Here is a 16,215-nt window from a genome sequence, read left to right as displayed (position 1 = left end):
TTTTCCTCAGTCCAGCGTATCCGCAAGCCAGTTCTGAAGCAGAAAATGAGCGATAGCCCCCTTGCGCGCCGGCAACAACCGGGGATGTTCGCCGGCAAATGCCTGCATCATTTCGGATTTGCTGACCCACATCGCCTCTTCGATCTCGACCGGATCGATCACGATGTCGCGCGACAGGGCCTCGCCGGCGCATCCGAACATCAGGGATGCCGGGAAAGGCCAGGGCTGGCTGGACAGGTAAGACACCTCGCCAACAGGTACGCCTGCCTCTTCCATCACCTCGCGGCGCACCGCCGCTTCCAGCGTTTCGCCGGGTTCGACAAATCCTGCCAGCAAGGAAAACATCCCCTCGGGCCACCCCGGAGATCGCCCTATAAGCACACTGTCTCCATGCGTAATCAACATGATCACAACCGGATCCGTGCGCGGAAAATGCTGCCCGCCGCAAGACGGGCAACTGCGCTGCCACCCCCCTTGCGACACATCACTGGCTGCGCCGCAGCGGGCACAGAAGCGATGTGTTTCGTGCCAACCGACAACCGCCTTGGCCGATGCGGCCAGTTCGGCATCACGGGGCGACAATCGCGCCATGATCCGGCGAAGCTCGGCAAAGACATGTCCTTGGGGCAAATCAGGATGCTGCTGTTCGGATCTGTCCACGAACTCTCCCAGGCCGGTCAGATCCAATCCCTCTGCCGCCCAGGCCGAGATATCCGCGGCAAACAGGGGAGCGCCCTCGGCACTCAGGCCCAGAAAAACCGGTGCTTCGATTACGCCGCCGGGGCCATCGCTGACCAGCGGGTGGGTCATCTGCGTCAGGGCAAGCTGATCCAGCGCCGCGCCCACGACCAAAAGCTTGCCTCGCCACAACAATATGCATCGCGCGGCAGGGTTGCGCGCCATCTCGGACAGCTTCTCGGAATCCCCACGAAGATGTGCTGCCCGATTCAGGCCCGAGCCGCCGAAAGTCACCTGCTCTGCTTTTTTCATTGGAATTCCTTCTGGTCTTGCGCACAGGGCTGCCATGTCTCAGGCCCTGTTGCAATGGCAATTCAAGACGCAAAACGCACAGACGCGCCGCCGAAAAGCCGCATGGCAGCCTCGGAAAAATCATCTAGACTGCGTTTTGATGATTTTAGCCCATTGCCACATTCAAAAGCAGAACAACAAAAGTGAAGCAAAACCCAACGACGCAGGCTCACCCCACAAAAGACCGTGGGCGTATTCGTATTCTTGCCACCTCCGACCTGCACATGCATCTGACCGGTTTTGACTATTACGCGGACACACCAGACCCAACGCTTGGGTTGACTCGCACCGCCAGCCTGATCCGCAAGGCCCGACACGAGGCCACAGACGCGCTGGTACTGATGTTCGACAACGGGGATTCGCTCCAGGGAACGCCGATGGGCGAATGGGCCGTTCGGAACGACACGCCACACCCGATGATGCAGGCATTCAAGGCGCTGGACTATGATGCGATTGGTCTGGGCAATCATGATTTCGGGTTCGGGCTGCCGACATTGGACAAGACCCTTGCGCAAGCCCCGTGCCCGGTTCTGTGCGGCAATCTTCATCGGTCCGGAGAACGACAATCATGGCAGCGTTTTGCGATCCTCGACCGTATCGTGTCGGTGGGAAACAAGGATGTACCCATTCGCGTCGGCGTGTTTTCGGTTCTGCCACCGCAAACAACACGTTGGGAAGAACACAATCTGAACGAAACCGTAGAGGCGGACGACATCGTTGTCGCGGCCCGGTCCCTGACGCGTCTTTTGCGCGTAAAGGGGTGCGATCTGATCGTGGCGCTCGCCCATTCCGGGCTTGGACACCCGGACACAGCGACCGACACTGAAAATGCCGTTATTCCCCTGGCCGCGATCGAGGGCATCGACGCTGTGGTCGCCGGGCACACTCACCTGACCCTTCCCGCACGCACCGGCGCGCAAACCCCGAATGTGGATTACGTGAAAGGGCTGGTGCATGGAACGCCGGTTGTCATGCCCGGCTCGGCAGGCGCATATCTTGGAGTAATCGATCTGGCCGTTACCCTACAGCCCCAGTCGGGGCTGCGTGTTGTTGACAGCCACGCCGAATTGCGCCCGGTTTCGGTGGACGGCACCGCGATTGGCGAAGATTTGGCAATCGCGAATCTGGTTGAACACGCACATCAGCAGACCCGTCAGGACATGGCAGCGCCCGTTGCGCACGTCTCGGAGACATTGCACAGCTATTTCAGCTTCTGTGCGCCGGATCGTGGATTGACGCTTGTTGCCGCCGCACAAGCAGCCGCGTTGCGCCCTTTTTTACACGGCACCCCGCTTGCAGAGCTGCCGCTGTTGTCAGCCGCGTCACCAGCCAAATGCGGCGGACGCTCTGGCCCCAGGCACTACACGGACGTGCCGCCCGGTGAAATCTGTCTGCGTCACGTGGCGGACCTGCATGTCTTTCCCAACGAGTTGCGCGCGGTTCAGATCACGGGCGCGCAGCTGCTGGAATGGTTGGAGATGTCAGCCAGTGCATTCAACCAACAATTCCCCGATGCCGAGGCAGAACTGTTCGACCGGGATCGGGCGGGATACAATTTCGATGTCATCTTTGGCCTGTCCTATCAGATCGACCCGTCGCAACAGGCGCGTTACGATGTCGGGGGGCAAATGATCCATCCCGGCCACAGGCGAGTGCATCATCTGACTTGCGCGGGCCAAGCCGTGCGGCCGGATCAGACATTTGTCGTTGCGCTCGATAATTATCGCGCAAGCGGAGGCGGACATTTCCCGCATGTGTCATCGGCCCCTGCCATAGATCTGCCCCCGCTGGATATCCGGGACATTTTGCGGGATTACATGACGCACCGCCTGCCACCCGACCCATTGGCCCGGCAACCTTATCCGTTCTCGCTGATGCCGAAATCGGGGATGAAGACCATTCTTCGGACAGGGCCCGGTGCTTTGAAATATGTCGACGAATTGAACAGGTTCGCCCCCAAGATTCTGGAACCTGACAAACAGGGTTTTGCGCGCATTCGCCTGACGCTCTGACGGGTTGTCTTTTGCCGAAGCCTTCCCTATATCCAGAGTCGAGAGGTTGGCGCGGGCGAGCGCCTCGCCAACCTGGTCAGGTCCGGAAGGAAGCAGCCACAACGAGCCCCGCTTGGGTCGATGTCCAACCTCTCACTTTATGAACCTTAATGAACCTTGGCCGCAGGAGGGCTTTATGATTGTAGCAAAGACCCTTCGGGCAGCACGGTTCTGACCTCACGGTATCAACTGACTGCCTGAACACATGACCCGGGGATGAGCGATTGCCATCCGTCGGGAGTGCTGTTTCTGACGACAGGCAGACCAATGTTTCTTACACTTTCGGACCTGGGATGGTCCTCTCACTTTGCTGCGCAACACGCGGCTTATCCTTCCTGCACACCTTTTCGCATCACTTCCGTTCATCGGGACCGCCTGATCGGGCTGAACCCGGATGGTGAAGTCCCGTTGCTGACCCTTGATCAGTCAACCGGCACCTATGCCGTTGGCGACTGGGTTCTCACCGACGACGACAAACGCGTGCGCCATTTGCTCGACCGGCGCAGCCTGCTGCACCGGCGCGCCGCCGGAACAGGTGCCGCGACGCAACTGATCGCAGCCAATGTCGATGTGCTGATCATCGTCAGTTCCTGCAATGCCGATTTCAATCTGCCCCGGCTGGAACGATATCTGGCGCTTGCGCATCAGGCCGGGTGTTACCCGGTCGTCGTTCTGACGAAGGCCGACAAATCGGCGGACCCTGACAGTTTCTCGGGACAGGTACAATCATTGGACCCGTTCCTGACGGTTCTGGCGATCAACGCGCTGGACCCGGCAGAGGTTGAAAAGGTTCTGTCCTGGTGCCCCAAAAGCCAGACCGGAGCGCTGGTTGGCTCGTCGGGCGTTGGCAAGACGACGCTTGCCAATACCATGACCGGTCAGGATCTCGCCACCTCGGACATTCGCGAGGATGACGCGCGGGGCCGGCACACGACGACCGCTCGGGCACTGCACCGGATGCGCAACGGCGGCTGGTTGATCGATACACCCGGTATGCGCGCGTTGCGCCTGCTGGACGCTCAGGACGGGATCGACGACGTTTTCTCGGACCTTGCCGCGTTGAGCCGGGACTGCCGTTTTTCGGATTGCCAGCACAACTCCGAGCCCGGATGTGCCGTGCAAAAGGCGATCAGCCACGGCACGCTTGACCCGGCTCGATTGGACCGGTGGCGCAAGCTTCGGCGCGAAGATCAGCGCAACTCAGAAACTGTCGCGCAGTCCCGGGCGCGGGACAAAGCGTTCGGCAAGATGGTCCGTGGCGTCATGAAGGAAAAGAAGCTTCGTAACCGGTGATGGCAGGACGGTGCCCGGCCCGTCCTGCGCCGCGTCTGGTCAGGCGATCAGTCGCGGCCAAACCGCTGCGTTGCGCCGGGCAAATGCTCCGATGTGTCCAACCTCAGGCAACCCGAAATCGGCGGGGCTCAGCAGGTGACGGTTGGCATCGGGGCCGTATAGTTCCGCAAGCCGCCAAACCGCTTCCGGCGGCACCATCTGGTCGTCCTCGAAGGTGAGCAAATCCACGGGCGTTCCAGAATCCTTCCACTGCGCCGCAGGTAACTCATGCCCGATTTCAGGCACATAATTCAAAGGCGCGGTACACCATTTGCGCCACTGCCAATAGACCGATGCCGGCAGGTCCGAGCCAAACCCGATCGCCTTTCCGGGAAGGTAGCCAAGGGCTCGGGCCAAAAGCGGAGCATGGCCGTACCAGAACAACCCCGCCAAACCCCGATAGGGCCACGGATGGTCGCTTAGGGTCACAAGCCCCGAACACACACAGATCATCCGGTCAATCAGATCGATATCCGGTTGCACAGGCCCCAACATCGCGCCGACGGAATGGCCGATGGTCCAGTGTTTCGCATTCGGGTATCGCCGACGCATTTCCGCCCGTGCCGCGGGCATGTCGATCAAGGCCCAATCCGCCATGGTCGCACGCGAGTCTTTCAGGCGGCCGGTCAAGGAATGCCCATAATCGCGATAGTCATAGGTCAGGCAGGCCATACCCTTCTCAGCGGCAAGCCATCGTGCGAAATGACGGTAATAATCACGCGGCACACCCGTTGCACTGTTCAGCACGACGACGATTTCGGGCGAAGTCAGCGGGCTATACAATCGGGCGGACAGTGTTTTCTGCCCGGAAGGAAAGCGAAACTCCTCGGTCAATACCGTTTGCTCTGTATCCAACATGATCTCTTGCTTTTCGCTTGGTAAATCCGGTTTCCGAACCTCGACACCCTCGACATTATGCATGAACCTACATCGTATCCAGCATGACCAAGCGTCCGGCCAAAAGATCGGCTTGACTCGATGCGTACTCAAACGCTAGCGGTTGTGTGATGGTTTCCGGCCTCCACAAGGGGTCGGGATGAAAAGGGAACACGGTGCGGTAATGTCTGGTCATGCAGGCAACAACCAAATCCGCGACTGCCCCCGCAACTGTAAACGGTAAGCGATGCCAAAACACCACTGGCCCCAAAGGCTGGGAAGGTCGGCAAAGCGATGACCCGCAAGTCAGGAGACCTGCCATCGGAAACGAAACCGAAACTCGGACGGGGTGTCCGGGCAGGTCCTGACGGCATCACGCTGTCCCACCTGTCCCAAATATCCTGTCCACCACGCGCGGAGGGCGCAGGATGATCTGGAAGACAAAAACGCATGAATTCAGTGCAACAGTATGTCAGCGGACGGGCAAAACCTGCCCCGCTTTGGCGCGGCTGGCGCGCTCGATATCCGAAGCCATGACCCAGGCGACCTCGGCCACAAGTGATGATTTCGAGATTGAGGGCAGCAGCGAGCTGTCACATTGCACCGAAGGATGTCATGCAATTTTCCGCGCGCAATCAGACAGCATTCGTGTCTTTTGCGGCACGCAGCCCGAAGCCGCAATTGAGCCGCTGAACGGTTATGCCGACCTGATCTTCCGAAACACGGTCAGTGCGATGCCATCCGGCGTCGTGCAAACCCCACCCTGCGCGATGATCGAAGTTTCCACGATCCGGCCGCGAAAACCTGTTTGCGCGCCCGCGCAGATTTCAATCTGAGTCCAGACTGACCTGTGCCTGCGCACGCTGCGAGGCCCAGGCCAGTTGCGCATCCGTTTCGACGGCGCAGGGGCGCACCGCCCGCAATCGTTCCAGCGCTGTGTCCGCGCGTTCGCCGCATTCAATCATCAGCCGCAGAACAACCATACCTGACCTGCCACAGCCCCCACGGCAATGCACCAAAACGCGACCTCCTCCTGACAGCGCGTGTCGGGCTGCGGCGCTGACGGACGGCCACGCGTCATCAATCGCTTGTGTCGGCGCTCCGAAATCTTCGATCGGCAGGTGAACCCATCTGCTGGCGCGGCTTTGAATGTCGCTGCCGAAATCCTTCGCCCCATCCTGAAGCATCTCGACATCCGTTGTCATCGATACAACAAGCCCCGGCTGCCAGCCTGCGATCATATCCAGATCGCTGAAATAATCCCCGCCACGTCCGGGCATCGAGGTCAGTGCCAGCGTTCCGCCACCGACTTGCAGGGCGTAGATCACCAACTGCGACATGAAACGTGTCCTCCCCAAAGAACTCTTTACAAAAATGAGCCATTAAATCTGCTAACGCAGTTTAGTGCGAAAGCGACTCGTTTCTAAAACAAAAATCATCACACCACGCTGTGGACGCGGGCAACGGTGGCCACTACGCTGTGCCCAAGCCCCGAATCCCAACGAGAAGACATGACAGACAGCTCCAGCCCCGCCTATCAGGTTCTCGCCCGCAAATATCGCCCGGAAACCTTTGCCGATCTGGTGGGTCAGGATGCCATGGTGCGCACCCTGAAAAACGCGTTCGCGGCCGATCGGATCGCGCAGGCCTTCATCATGACTGGCATTCGTGGCACCGGCAAAACCACGACCGCGAGGATCATCGCTAAGGGCATGAATTGCATCGGTCCGGACGGAACCGGCGGCCCCACAACCGAACCCTGCGGTCAGTGCGAACATTGTGTCGCCATCATGGAAGGCCGCCATGTCGACGTGATGGAGATGGACGCCGCCAGCCGCACAGGCGTCAACGATATCCGCGAGATCATCGACAGCGTGCGCTATCGCGCCGCCAGCGCGCGTTACAAGATTTATATCATCGACGAGGTCCACATGCTCTCGACCAGCGCCTTCAACGCGCTGCTCAAGACGTTGGAAGAACCGCCCGCGCATGTGAAGTTCATCTTCGCGACCACTGAAATCCGCAAAGTGCCTGTCACTGTGCTTTCCCGCTGCCAGCGGTTCGACCTGCGCCGGATTGAACCCGAAGACATGATTGGCCTTCTGCGCAAGATCGCCGAATCGGAAAACGCCCGGATCGCCGAAGACGCGCTGGCGCTGATCACCCGAGCAGCGGAAGGATCGGCCCGGGATGCGACCTCGTTGCTGGATCAGGCGATTTCACACGGGGCTGGCGAGACGACCGCCGATCAGGTTCGTGCAATGCTTGGACTGGCAGACCGTGGCCGGGTTCTGGACCTTATGGATATGATCCTGCGCGGCGATGCCGCCGGAGCACTTACCGAGTTGAGCGGCCAATACGCCGAAGGCGCGGACCCGCTGGCGGTGCTGCGCGATCTGGCCGAGATCACGCATTGGGTGTCCGTCGTGAAGATCACGCCTGACGCGGCGCAGGACCCGACGGTTTCTCCGGACGAACGGACCCGGGGCCAACAGATGGCCGAGGCTCTGCCGATGCGGGTCCTGACCCGGATGTGGCAAATGCTGCTGAAGGCACTCGAGGAAGTCTCGGCTGCCCCCAACGCCATGATGGCCGCTGAAATGGCCGTTATCCGCCTGACTCATGTGGCTGATTTGCCCAGCCCCGAAGAACTGATCAAGCGATTGCAGGATACCCCGCCACTGCCGCCGGGCGGGCCCAATGGCGGCGTTTCGATATCCCGACCGGGCGCCGCCGGTCCGGCGCCGGCTGGCGCGGCCCATCCGCCTGCCTTCGCATCGCCCTCTCGCGGTGCCGGTGGTGCGCCGGTTGCAGCCCTGGCGCAGGATACCCAAACGGCCCTTGCGCGGTACCCGACCTTCGACCACGTGGTCGAACTGATCCGGACCAATCGCGACGTGAAGCTGCTGGTCGAGGTGGAAAACGGCGTGCGCCTCGTGTCCTATCAACCCGGACGAATCGAATTCACACCAGCCGCCCAGGCACCGGCGGATCTGGCTCCACGGCTGGGCTCTGCCTTGCAACGCTGGACAGGAAACCGGTGGGCGGTCTCGATCGTCTCGGACGGAGAAGCCCCCACAATTGCAGAAATACGGGACGAAGCCGAGCTGGCGCTGAAATCCGAGGCCGAACAACACCCTTTGGTTCAGGCTGTGCTGGCGCAATTCCCCAAGGCGAGAATCACCAGTATCGAGACGCCGGAACAACGCGCCGCCAAGGTCGAGACCGAAGCGCTTCCCGAGGTGGAAGACGAGTGGGACCCGTTCGAGGAAGATTGACCCCGCGCCGCCCTTCCCCCCGGTTTCAATCGAACACATCCACCCTTGATGTGAGGCAGGGACTTGTGCGCATATCCCCTCTGCCTGCATGTCTCAGATCGTTTGTTGCGACATCGGCCAGCGGAAGGTGACCCGTGACAACTCTGATCCGGGTGCTCCCTGGCCATTCGAACCCCGCCCCGAGTTTCTGTGCCCCATTCAATCACTCTCGGTTGCAGACCAAATGCGCGCCAAGGACGATCTGCGCTTGTCGGGCCTGCTGGCAAATCTGGCGTCGCAGATGGGCGGTAGGTTCCTGCTGGCGCCTGCGCCGGTCAACATGCCGGACGGAACGGTTGAGCCACCCACCGGCGGGAGAACCCTTGTGCCATGTGGCTGCTGCCCGTATCTAGAGCGCAAACGGAGACACAGGAGAATACTATGCTGAAAGGACTCGGCGGGCTTGGCGGTCTGGGCGACATGGCCAAGATGATGAAATCCGCGCAAGACCTGCAAACCAAGATGACCGAGATGCAGGAAGAGCTGAACAACATGATGGTTGTCGGCGAATCCGGTGCAGGCCTTGTCAAGGCAACGGCGACAGCCAAGGGTGAACTCAAAGGTCTGGATATCGACCCGTCCATCTTCAACGGCGATGACAAGGAAGTGGTCGAAGACCTGATCCTGGCGGCCATCAAGGATGCCCAGACCAAGGCAGCCGAACGTTCGCAGGAAGAAATGGCCAAGCTGACAGAAAGCATGGGCTTGCCCGCAGACATCAAGCTGCCGTTCTGATCTTCATCTTTTCCAAAATACTCCCGCCGGAGGCTCCCTCCGGCGCAAGACAGGATTGGCCATGAGTTCGAACAGCGACATCGACAACCTGATCGACCTGATGGCCAAGCTGCCCGGCCTCGGCCCCCGCTCGGCCCGCCGCGCCGTTCTGCATCTGATCCGCAAACGTGCCCTGCTGCTGACGCCCCTGTCTGATGCCATGCAGCAGGTCGCGATCACCGCCCGCGAATGCCTGAATTGCGGCAACGTGGGCACCACTGACATCTGCGATATCTGCAACAGCGAGGACCGCGCGACCGGAGAGCTGTGCGTGGTCGAAGACGTGGCCGATCTGTGGGCGATGGAGCGCGCCGGGGTCTTCAAAGGCCGCTACCACGTTCTGGGCGGCACGCTGTCGGCGCTGGATGGGGTCGGCCCCGACGAGTTGCGCATTCCCCGCCTCAAGGACCGGGTTGTGGCCGAAGGGATTACCGAGGTCATCCTGGCGCTGAACGCCACCGTCGATGGCCAGACCACCGCCCACTACATCGCCGATCAGCTTGAGGGGCAGGTCCGCCTGACGTCACTGGCGCAGGGTGTGCCGATTGGCGGAGAACTGGATTATCTGGACGACGGGACGATCACGGCCGCGCTGCGGGCGCGGAAGGAACTGTAGTTCTATTTCCTAGTTCTTTTTGTTCGCGCGGCTTTTGCGTCAGTCGTCGCCTGCACAGCGCACAGCGCTCGCTCAAATATCGCGGTACCCACCTTGACAGCGGTATAGTTATTGGATGAGTTGCTTTCTGTTAATTTGACGGATTATCAAACACGATGAAACACTTAGCGTTTGTTGCAATTGTTGCTGCTTTCTCCTCGCCCATTGCCGCTGAAACTCTCTACTTATACGAAGACACCCACGATCTACCGCCGCCATACAAACAATGGTGGAGCGCTATTCCGGAAGACAAAAGATATGATGAACAAACAGACAGGCACGTCTATGTTCGCGGTGAAGGTAAGTATGGCGATTTTTTCGGCGTTCTATACGTTGATTGCATTAACCCTGAATACTCCGAATGGTTAGCTGTTGGAGGGTCGCTGAATTCAGAAGACGTTCCAAACCAGGCAATTGTTAACCTGAGACTTGAGATTTGTTCCAACGGCGACGAGACCTGACACAGCCCCTTGGAAATTAACAGATTGTCTAACTTCTACGACAATTTACAATGACATTAATAGATTGTCTGATTTGTGGATGTGCTATGACCCGCCTTCTAGCCCTTACCTTCGCCGCCTTCACCGCAACCGCCGCCCTTTCAAAAGAGCTGATCGACAAAGGCTACGTCGAAGGCTGGAACATCATGATGGACCCCGCACTTGGCAACGGGTGCCTGATCCAGACGGTGTATCAGGATCTCTCAGTCGTGCGACTGGGCTATGACGCATTGGACAATCGCGGGTACTTCGCTGTCTACAACAAGGCTTGGGGCGACATTAAGCAGGGTGAGAGCTACCCGATCCGGTTTGATCTGGACGGCAAAAGCTATGATGCCACTGCCATCGGCTTCAACCAGCGCGACGTGCCGGGCGCGACCGTGTTTTTCACCGATCGGAGCTTTGTGAACGCTATTGCTCAGAACAAAACGATGACCGTCTACAACCCCGCAGGTGAGGTGGTGATGGCCATCGACCTCAAGGGAACGTCCAAAGCGCTCGAGTATGCGCGGGACTGTCAGAACAAAAAGCTTTAACGAATCGGATCAAAAAGCGCGTCCTTGGCCGTACAGTCGCGGATGACGTCACGCCCACAGGGGACGGGCGCAAGATCACGGGACAGGCACAAGCGGACCTCTTCGATATAGCCCTGTTTGCAGGTGATCGTGATCATGTCGCGCTCCAATTCCGGGTTGGCCTTCAGGAATGCCTCCTCGACCACCGAAGCCGGCAGTTTGACGGACGAATCCAGCTTGCGGAACACCTGAGGGCGCTTGACCGCTTCATAAGCCCGCCGGGACAAGGCAAAGTAGTCGGATGCCGACAATCCCGAACATGTGCCGTGTTTCTTCCATTGATGCCAAGCAAGGCCGGAACTGCCCTGAATATCCTCCATTTCCCGCGTCATGCGTCGCGAAGGTGGGCTTGCGGGGGTACGGCAGTAGGACGGCCAGCCCTGATGGAACTGTGGCCAAAGCCCGTGCAGTATCCAACCGTGATCATGCCGATCATCACACTGATCCGATCCGCGCGCATCACCTTCGCGCGCACACCAGTTGGGCGACCAGCTGAGCGACAGAACGTAGTAGTCGAACTCGCCCGCCTTTTCGCCCTCGGCCAGCGCAGCCATCGCACTTAAGACCCACAAAACCAGCCCCATAATCCCTTGGCGCATTCGCCTCTTCCCTTCTTGCCTTTGCGCGACTATATACGGGCCAAGTTCCCCGACAACGGAAACCTGCCCCAAAAACCAAGGGGCCGCCGAATTCCGGCGACGGGACAGATGTATGTATAGGAGACGGGCTGATGGCAAAACCGCTTATGGCCAAGGCAACCGCCGTATGGCTGGTGGACAACACCACGATCAGCTTCAAGCAGATCGCGGATTTCGTAGGAATGCACGAGTTGGAAGTGCAGGGTATCGCTGATGGCGACGTCGCCGCCGGCGTCAAGGGCTTTGACCCGATCGCCAACAACCAGCTGACCCAGGAAGAGATCGACGCGGCGCAGAACAACCCGCTTCACAAGCTGAAGCTCAAGTTCAACCCGTCGGCCGCTGGCGAGGAAAAGCGTCGTGGTCCGCGCTATACGCCTTTGTCCAAGCGTCAGGACCGTCCGAACTCGATCCTGTGGCTGGTCAAGTTCCATCCGGAACTCAGCGACGGCCAGATAGCCAAGCTGGTAGGCACCACCAAGCCCACAATCCAGTCGATCCGCGAACGCACGCACTGGAACATCGCCAACATGCAGCCGATTGATCCTGTTGCTCTGGGTCTGTGCAAACAGTCCGAACTGGACACCGCCGTGCAGAAAGCGGCGGCCAAGAAAGCGGCTGAAGGCGGCGTGATGAGCGATGACGAACGTCGCAAGCTGGTGTCGACCGAGCAGTCGCTGGAAATGGACGCAGCGCCGAAGATCCCGACCGCAATTGAAGGTCTGGAAACCTTCTCGCTGTCCGACGAGCCGTCGGACGAGAAAGAAGACGAGCCGATCCTTGACGCAGACAGCTTCTTCAACCTGCCCAAGGGTGGGGCGGATGACGAAGAAGAAGATCCTCGCACATAACACGCAAACAGCCTCGGCCATTTCGGCTGGGGCTTTTTTCACGGACTTGCCATGCTGAATGTTCTATCCGCGGTATTTGGCCCGCATCGCGCCGTCACGATTTATGCCTTTCTGAAAACGTGGGGGCTTGGTCTGGCCGGCGGCGTTGTCATGATTGCCATCGTCACGACATTGTTCCTGCTGGGGGATGAAGGCGAACACGAGCATGAGGCGTTCCTGACCGTCCCGGTACTGTCTGCAACTCCGGTGAACGGAGATCTGAAAAACGGCGTCGTGGCATCGGTCCGCTTGCCGGATGGTTCCGCTACATCGATTACGTCCACGGATGCGCAGATTTCGCAGACAGTGGGCACGACGGCCTGTATCGAAAAGCGCGTATATGTCGAAAGCGGAGAAGCCCGATACCGGTTCAAATTGCCGCGTCTCTGCGACGGCAGTTGATCGACGGAACCGAAAGAACAAAGCCGCCCGATGCTGACACCGGGCGGCTTTTGCGTTCATACCAATTGAAAGATGATACCAGCAACGATTGCGCCACCGACGCCCAGGGTCAGATAGGCTGCAAAGACGCGTGGTTTGACCAATGACCAGACCGCGGCCATCGCCGGGATGGAACTGACAGCACCGGCAACCATGAACGACATGGCAGCACCCGCCGTCATACCTTGCTCCATCAACCCTGCCAGCAAAGGCGGTGCCACGTACGAGTTCAGGTATGCCGGCATACCCACCAGCGCAGCAACGACGATTGGCAGCACGCCTTCTCCGCCAACCACGCCGGCGATCAGGTCGGCAGGCACATAGTTAACCAGCAGAGCCTCAAGCACATAAGCCAGCGCTAGCCATTTCAACAGGAACAGACCGTTGTGCATGAATTCCGAACGGAACCGGACGCGGCGCTCGGGCTCCTGCCAGAATTTCCAGACAGGTTTGTCGTCCATTTTCGGACCACACCCGCAGCATCCGGCGGGCTTGTATTCGCGCAAAGGCTGGGCAAACGCACCTTTGCGCATCAGCAACCGAACCGCGAACCCACCGAACAGGCCAAGCGCAACCGCAGCGACAGCCTTGCCGATGGCAAAGGGCCATCCCAGCGCACCGGCGGTAATCAAAAGCGTCGGCGGATCGATCAAGGGTGAGCTGAGCCAGAACGCCATGACTGCGGACAACGGCGCACCAAGGGCCAGAAGACCCGCGATAAAGGGGATAACCTCGCAAGAACAGAACGGTGCAAGACCACCGAACAAGGCAGCCAGAAAGATCATCCGGGTTTCGCGCCCTTCAAAGGCACGCGCCACCATCACCTCTGCGCCGGTCGCCTTGAGGTAAGACAGCAGAAGCACTGCAAACAGAATATATTGCCCTGTATGCGCCAGAGCCTTGGCTGCGAATGTCACCACCCCGGTCAAGTTTCCGGGATCCAGGATTGCCACCGCCGCAAGAATGACGACGATCAGCGTCCAGGGCGTCTTGATCAGGTCCAGTACCCCTTTGGCAGTCATGCGCGGGTTCTGTGTCAACTCAGCCATCGTTCGCAGCCTTTCCAACTTCGTCGGCGCAACACTCGCTGAGAATGAATTGCGCAAGATTTCTCAATTCGTCGTAACTGGCGCGGTTGATCGTGGTGCGACCGACCTTTTCCTGTTCGACCACACCACCGGCCGCAAGAAACCGCAGGTGATGGGCCAGTGTCGAAGGGGCAATCCCTGTCCGGTCCTGTATCTCGCCAACGGTCAATCCGGCTTTGCCAGCCCGGACCAGCGTCTTCAGGACTTTCAGCCGGGCTTCAGAGCCCATGGCAGAAAACCCCGCAGCAGCAGCTTCCCACATCCATTATCTCCACTAAACTAGATTTTTAGTTATTTAGCTCGAAGGGGATCTTCGGTCAACCCTGCTGACAAAAATTCGTGACTGCGATGTAAGTCCAGATTGCCCCGCCCTTAAGTCCACCCTATAAGCAGGCATGGGGATTTCGGTCGATACATTCTTTCTTGAACTCAATGGTCAGGGCACATTGCAGGCCCAGATCCAGCAGATGATTGCCGAAGGCATCTTGTCGGGTCGCTTTCACGTCGGAGAAAAACTCCCTTCGTCACGCAAACTGGCCGCGCATCTGGGGGTCAGCCGAATAACGGTGACATTGGCCTACACCGAACTGTTGGCCAATGACTACCTGACGGCCAAGGGGCGGTCCGGGTACTACGTATCGCAAAACGCACCTGTCCCCCCCAAGTATTCACCTGTCCAGCGCGGCACCGAATCCGTCGACTGGGACAAGGCACTGGCACGCCGCTTTCTGGACAGCGACGTTCTGCCAAAACCCAGCGACTGGCGAGAGTACCGTTACCCGTTCATCTACGGGCAGGCTGACCGAACCTTGTTTGACCACGCCAATTGGAGGTTATGCGCCGTCCGCGCGCTGGGGCATAAAGATTTCGATTCACTGACCGGAGATTACGTGGATCTGGATGATCCGTTGTTGATCGAGTTTATTGCCCGTCACACTCTACCACGCCGTGGCATCGCGGCCCGCCCCGAAGAGATCTTGATCACTCTGGGCGCACAAAACGCGCTCTGGCTGGCATCGCGCATTTTGCTGACCCACAATCGCACGGCCGTCATAGAAGACCCATGTTACTATGCGCTGCGCAGCCTTCTGAACCATTGGGACTGCGCGGTCACACCCTTGAGCGTGGACCGGGACGGTCTGCCTCCCGAGGCGATTCCCGACGAAGCGGACGTCATCTTTACCACCCCCAGCCATCAAAGCCCGACGACCGCGACGATGCCGATCGACCGCCGCAACCAATTGCTGGATCGGGCACGCGAACTCGACGCGATGGTCGTCGAGGATGATTACGAGTTTGAGATGGCCTTTCGGGGTGCGCCTTCGCCGGCGCTGAAATCCATGGACCGGGATGGCCGCGTGATCTATGTCGGTAGTTTTTCCAAGTCGCTGTTTCCAGGGCTGCGACTCGGGTACATGGTCGGCTCGGAACCTTTTATCCGCGAGGCACGTGCGCTGCGCTCATTGGTCCTGCGCCACCCACCAGGCCACATTCAACGCACGGCGGCGTATTTCCTGTCGTTGGGCCACTACGACGCGCAAATTCGGCGTATGTCGAAGGCCTTGCAGGAGCGGCGCGACGCGATGGACAAAGCCATCGCGGAAAGTGGGCTGACCGTGGCTGGGCGGGGTGTGATCGGCGGCTCTTCAATGTGGATGTCAGCCCCTGAGCATGTCGACACAACTCAACTGGCATTAAGACTGCAAAACCAGGGTGTTCACATTGAGCCCGGCGCACCGTTCTTCTCGGGACCGGACAGGCCACAGAATTTCTATCGACTTGGCTACTCTTCAATTCCAACTGACCGTATCTCGCCCGGCGTGAAACTGATCGCAGATGCAATTCGGGCCGTTTAAGCCTCATCTGGACCTAATCCGGCTTTCGTTTTGGCCCTAACGCAGGTCGCACCCTTGCGCCAAAACCATATCAAACGCCGGGCACAGTGCCCGGTTTCACTCACTCTTGTTTGGAGAGCACCCACATGAAGATGACGACGGAAGAGGCGTTTGTTAAGGTTTTGCAGATGCACGGGATCGAGCATGCGTTCGG

At 59.2% G+C, this 16,215-nt stretch carries 18 protein-coding genes, 1 other RNA gene and 1 riboswitch; of the genes, 12 read left to right on the top strand and 7 right to left on the bottom strand.

All coding sequences use genetic code 11. The features are described from left to right. Positions 1-6: 6 nt before the first annotated feature. Entirely contained in the window at positions 7-990 is a 984-nt protein-coding gene (gene nudC, locus AC2FFD_RS20825) for an NAD(+) diphosphatase (protein WP_496874032.1), read from the bottom strand. Positions 991-1,172: 182 nt separating this feature from the next. Between nudC and AC2FFD_RS20820 the strand changes: the two genes are divergently transcribed. From AC2FFD_RS20820 to rsgA, 3 genes are all read left to right on the top strand, one after another. Continuing rightward, positions 1,173-3,041, top strand: a complete 1,869-nt coding sequence (locus tag AC2FFD_RS20820) for a bifunctional 2',3'-cyclic-nucleotide 2'-phosphodiesterase/3'-nucleotidase (protein WP_496874031.1) — start codon at positions 1,173-1,175, stop codon at positions 3,039-3,041. Positions 3,042-3,080: 39 nt separating this feature from the next. Beyond that, positions 3,081-3,179, top strand: an RNA gene (gene ffs / locus AC2FFD_RS20815) — signal recognition particle sRNA small type. Positions 3,180-3,347: 168 nt separating this feature from the next. Continuing rightward, positions 3,348-4,373, top strand: coding sequence for a ribosome small subunit-dependent GTPase A (gene rsgA, locus AC2FFD_RS20810; RefSeq protein WP_496874030.1), 1,026 nt, complete (start codon positions 3,348-3,350; stop codon positions 4,371-4,373). Positions 4,374-4,412: 39 nt separating this feature from the next. Here the strand turns inward: rsgA and AC2FFD_RS20805 are convergent, their stop codons facing one another. Continuing rightward, the gene (locus tag AC2FFD_RS20805; RefSeq protein ID WP_480486545.1) at positions 4,413-5,333 is read right to left on the bottom strand and encodes an alpha/beta hydrolase family protein; all 921 of its coding nucleotides are present in this window, start codon (positions 5,331-5,333) and stop codon (positions 4,413-4,415) included. Positions 5,334-5,403: 70 nt separating this feature from the next. Beyond that, a riboswitch (cobalamin riboswitch) is annotated at positions 5,404-5,625 on the top strand. Between the two features lie 91 nt (positions 5,626-5,716). On the opposite strand from AC2FFD_RS20805, the gene AC2FFD_RS20800 reads away from it, so the two are divergent. Continuing rightward, the gene (locus AC2FFD_RS20800) at positions 5,717-6,124 is read left to right on the top strand and encodes a hypothetical protein (protein ID WP_496874029.1); all 408 of its coding nucleotides are present in this window, start codon (positions 5,717-5,719) and stop codon (positions 6,122-6,124) included. On the opposite strand, the gene AC2FFD_RS20795 is transcribed toward AC2FFD_RS20800, so the two are convergent. Further along, entirely contained in the window at positions 6,116-6,628 is a 513-nt protein-coding gene (locus AC2FFD_RS20795; RefSeq protein WP_170347291.1) for a protein-tyrosine phosphatase family protein, read from the bottom strand. The genes AC2FFD_RS20800 and AC2FFD_RS20795 overlap by 9 nt on opposite strands. 171 nt (positions 6,629-6,799) lie before the next feature. Between AC2FFD_RS20795 and AC2FFD_RS20790 the strand changes: the two genes are divergently transcribed. The 5 genes from AC2FFD_RS20790 to AC2FFD_RS20770 all read left to right on the top strand — a co-directional run bounded on the left by AC2FFD_RS20790 (position 6,800) and on the right by AC2FFD_RS20770 (position 11,070). Next, complete coding sequence (locus tag AC2FFD_RS20790) at positions 6,800-8,566, top strand: DNA polymerase III subunit gamma/tau (protein WP_496874028.1); 1,767 nt, start codon at positions 6,800-6,802, stop codon at positions 8,564-8,566. Positions 8,567-8,986: 420 nt separating this feature from the next. Continuing rightward, positions 8,987-9,340, top strand: coding sequence for a YbaB/EbfC family nucleoid-associated protein (locus AC2FFD_RS20785; protein WP_170347293.1), 354 nt, complete (start codon positions 8,987-8,989; stop codon positions 9,338-9,340). Between the two features lie 61 nt (positions 9,341-9,401). Continuing rightward, positions 9,402-9,995, top strand: coding sequence for a recombination mediator RecR (recR, locus tag AC2FFD_RS20780; RefSeq protein ID WP_496874027.1), 594 nt, complete (start codon positions 9,402-9,404; stop codon positions 9,993-9,995). Between the two features lie 155 nt (positions 9,996-10,150). Then, positions 10,151-10,495: a hypothetical protein gene (locus tag AC2FFD_RS20775; RefSeq protein WP_496874026.1), complete on the top strand. Its 345-nt coding sequence runs from the start codon at positions 10,151-10,153 to the stop codon at positions 10,493-10,495. 86 nt (positions 10,496-10,581) lie between these two features. Further along, the gene (locus AC2FFD_RS20770) at positions 10,582-11,070 is read left to right on the top strand and encodes a hypothetical protein (protein ID WP_496874025.1); all 489 of its coding nucleotides are present in this window, start codon (positions 10,582-10,584) and stop codon (positions 11,068-11,070) included. Here AC2FFD_RS20770 and AC2FFD_RS20765 read toward each other — a convergent pair. Then, positions 11,067-11,708: a ribonuclease T2 family protein gene (locus tag AC2FFD_RS20765; RefSeq protein WP_496874024.1), complete on the bottom strand. Its 642-nt coding sequence runs from the start codon at positions 11,706-11,708 to the stop codon at positions 11,067-11,069. The two genes, AC2FFD_RS20770 and AC2FFD_RS20765, sit on opposite strands and share 4 nt — an antisense overlap. 131 nt (positions 11,709-11,839) lie before the next feature. Here AC2FFD_RS20765 and AC2FFD_RS20760 point away from each other — a divergent pair, with 131 nt between their 5' ends. Further along, a complete protein-coding gene (locus AC2FFD_RS20760; RefSeq protein ID WP_257599389.1) occupies positions 11,840-12,598 on the top strand; it encodes a DUF1013 domain-containing protein in 759 nt (252 codons plus the stop codon). Positions 12,599-12,649: 51 nt separating this feature from the next. Beyond that, a complete protein-coding gene (locus AC2FFD_RS20755; RefSeq protein WP_170347299.1) occupies positions 12,650-13,039 on the top strand; it encodes a hypothetical protein in 390 nt (129 codons plus the stop codon). A 56-nt stretch (positions 13,040-13,095) separates the two neighbouring features. Here the strand turns inward: AC2FFD_RS20755 and AC2FFD_RS20750 are convergent, their stop codons facing one another. Together AC2FFD_RS20750 and AC2FFD_RS20745 are read right to left on the bottom strand one after the other, a co-directional pair. Beyond that, positions 13,096-14,127 carry a permease gene (locus AC2FFD_RS20750; protein WP_496874023.1) on the bottom strand — a complete coding sequence of 344 codons (1,032 nt, stop codon included), beginning with the start codon at positions 14,125-14,127 and terminating at the stop codon, positions 13,096-13,098. Next, a complete protein-coding gene (locus AC2FFD_RS20745) occupies positions 14,120-14,428 on the bottom strand; it encodes an ArsR/SmtB family transcription factor (RefSeq protein ID WP_170347301.1) in 309 nt (102 codons plus the stop codon). The genes AC2FFD_RS20750 and AC2FFD_RS20745 overlap by 8 nt, the downstream gene beginning before the upstream one ends. 133 nt (positions 14,429-14,561) lie before the next feature. Here AC2FFD_RS20745 and pdxR point away from each other — a divergent pair, with 133 nt between their 5' ends. Further along, positions 14,562-16,022 (top strand): MocR-like pyridoxine biosynthesis transcription factor PdxR, encoded by a 1,461-nt coding sequence (gene pdxR, locus AC2FFD_RS20740; RefSeq protein ID WP_257599392.1) that lies wholly within the window; start codon positions 14,562-14,564, stop codon positions 16,020-16,022. Here the strand turns inward: pdxR and AC2FFD_RS20735 are convergent. Then, positions 16,019-16,215 (bottom strand): hypothetical protein (locus tag AC2FFD_RS20735; protein WP_496874043.1); only part of this gene is annotated, 197 nt, incomplete at its 5' end. The genes pdxR and AC2FFD_RS20735 overlap by 4 nt on opposite strands.

Source organism: Ruegeria sp. YTSC002 (genome assembly GCF_059609845.1).
Note: the sequence above shows the minus strand (reverse complement) of the source record. Positions and strands in the feature narration are given on the sequence as shown.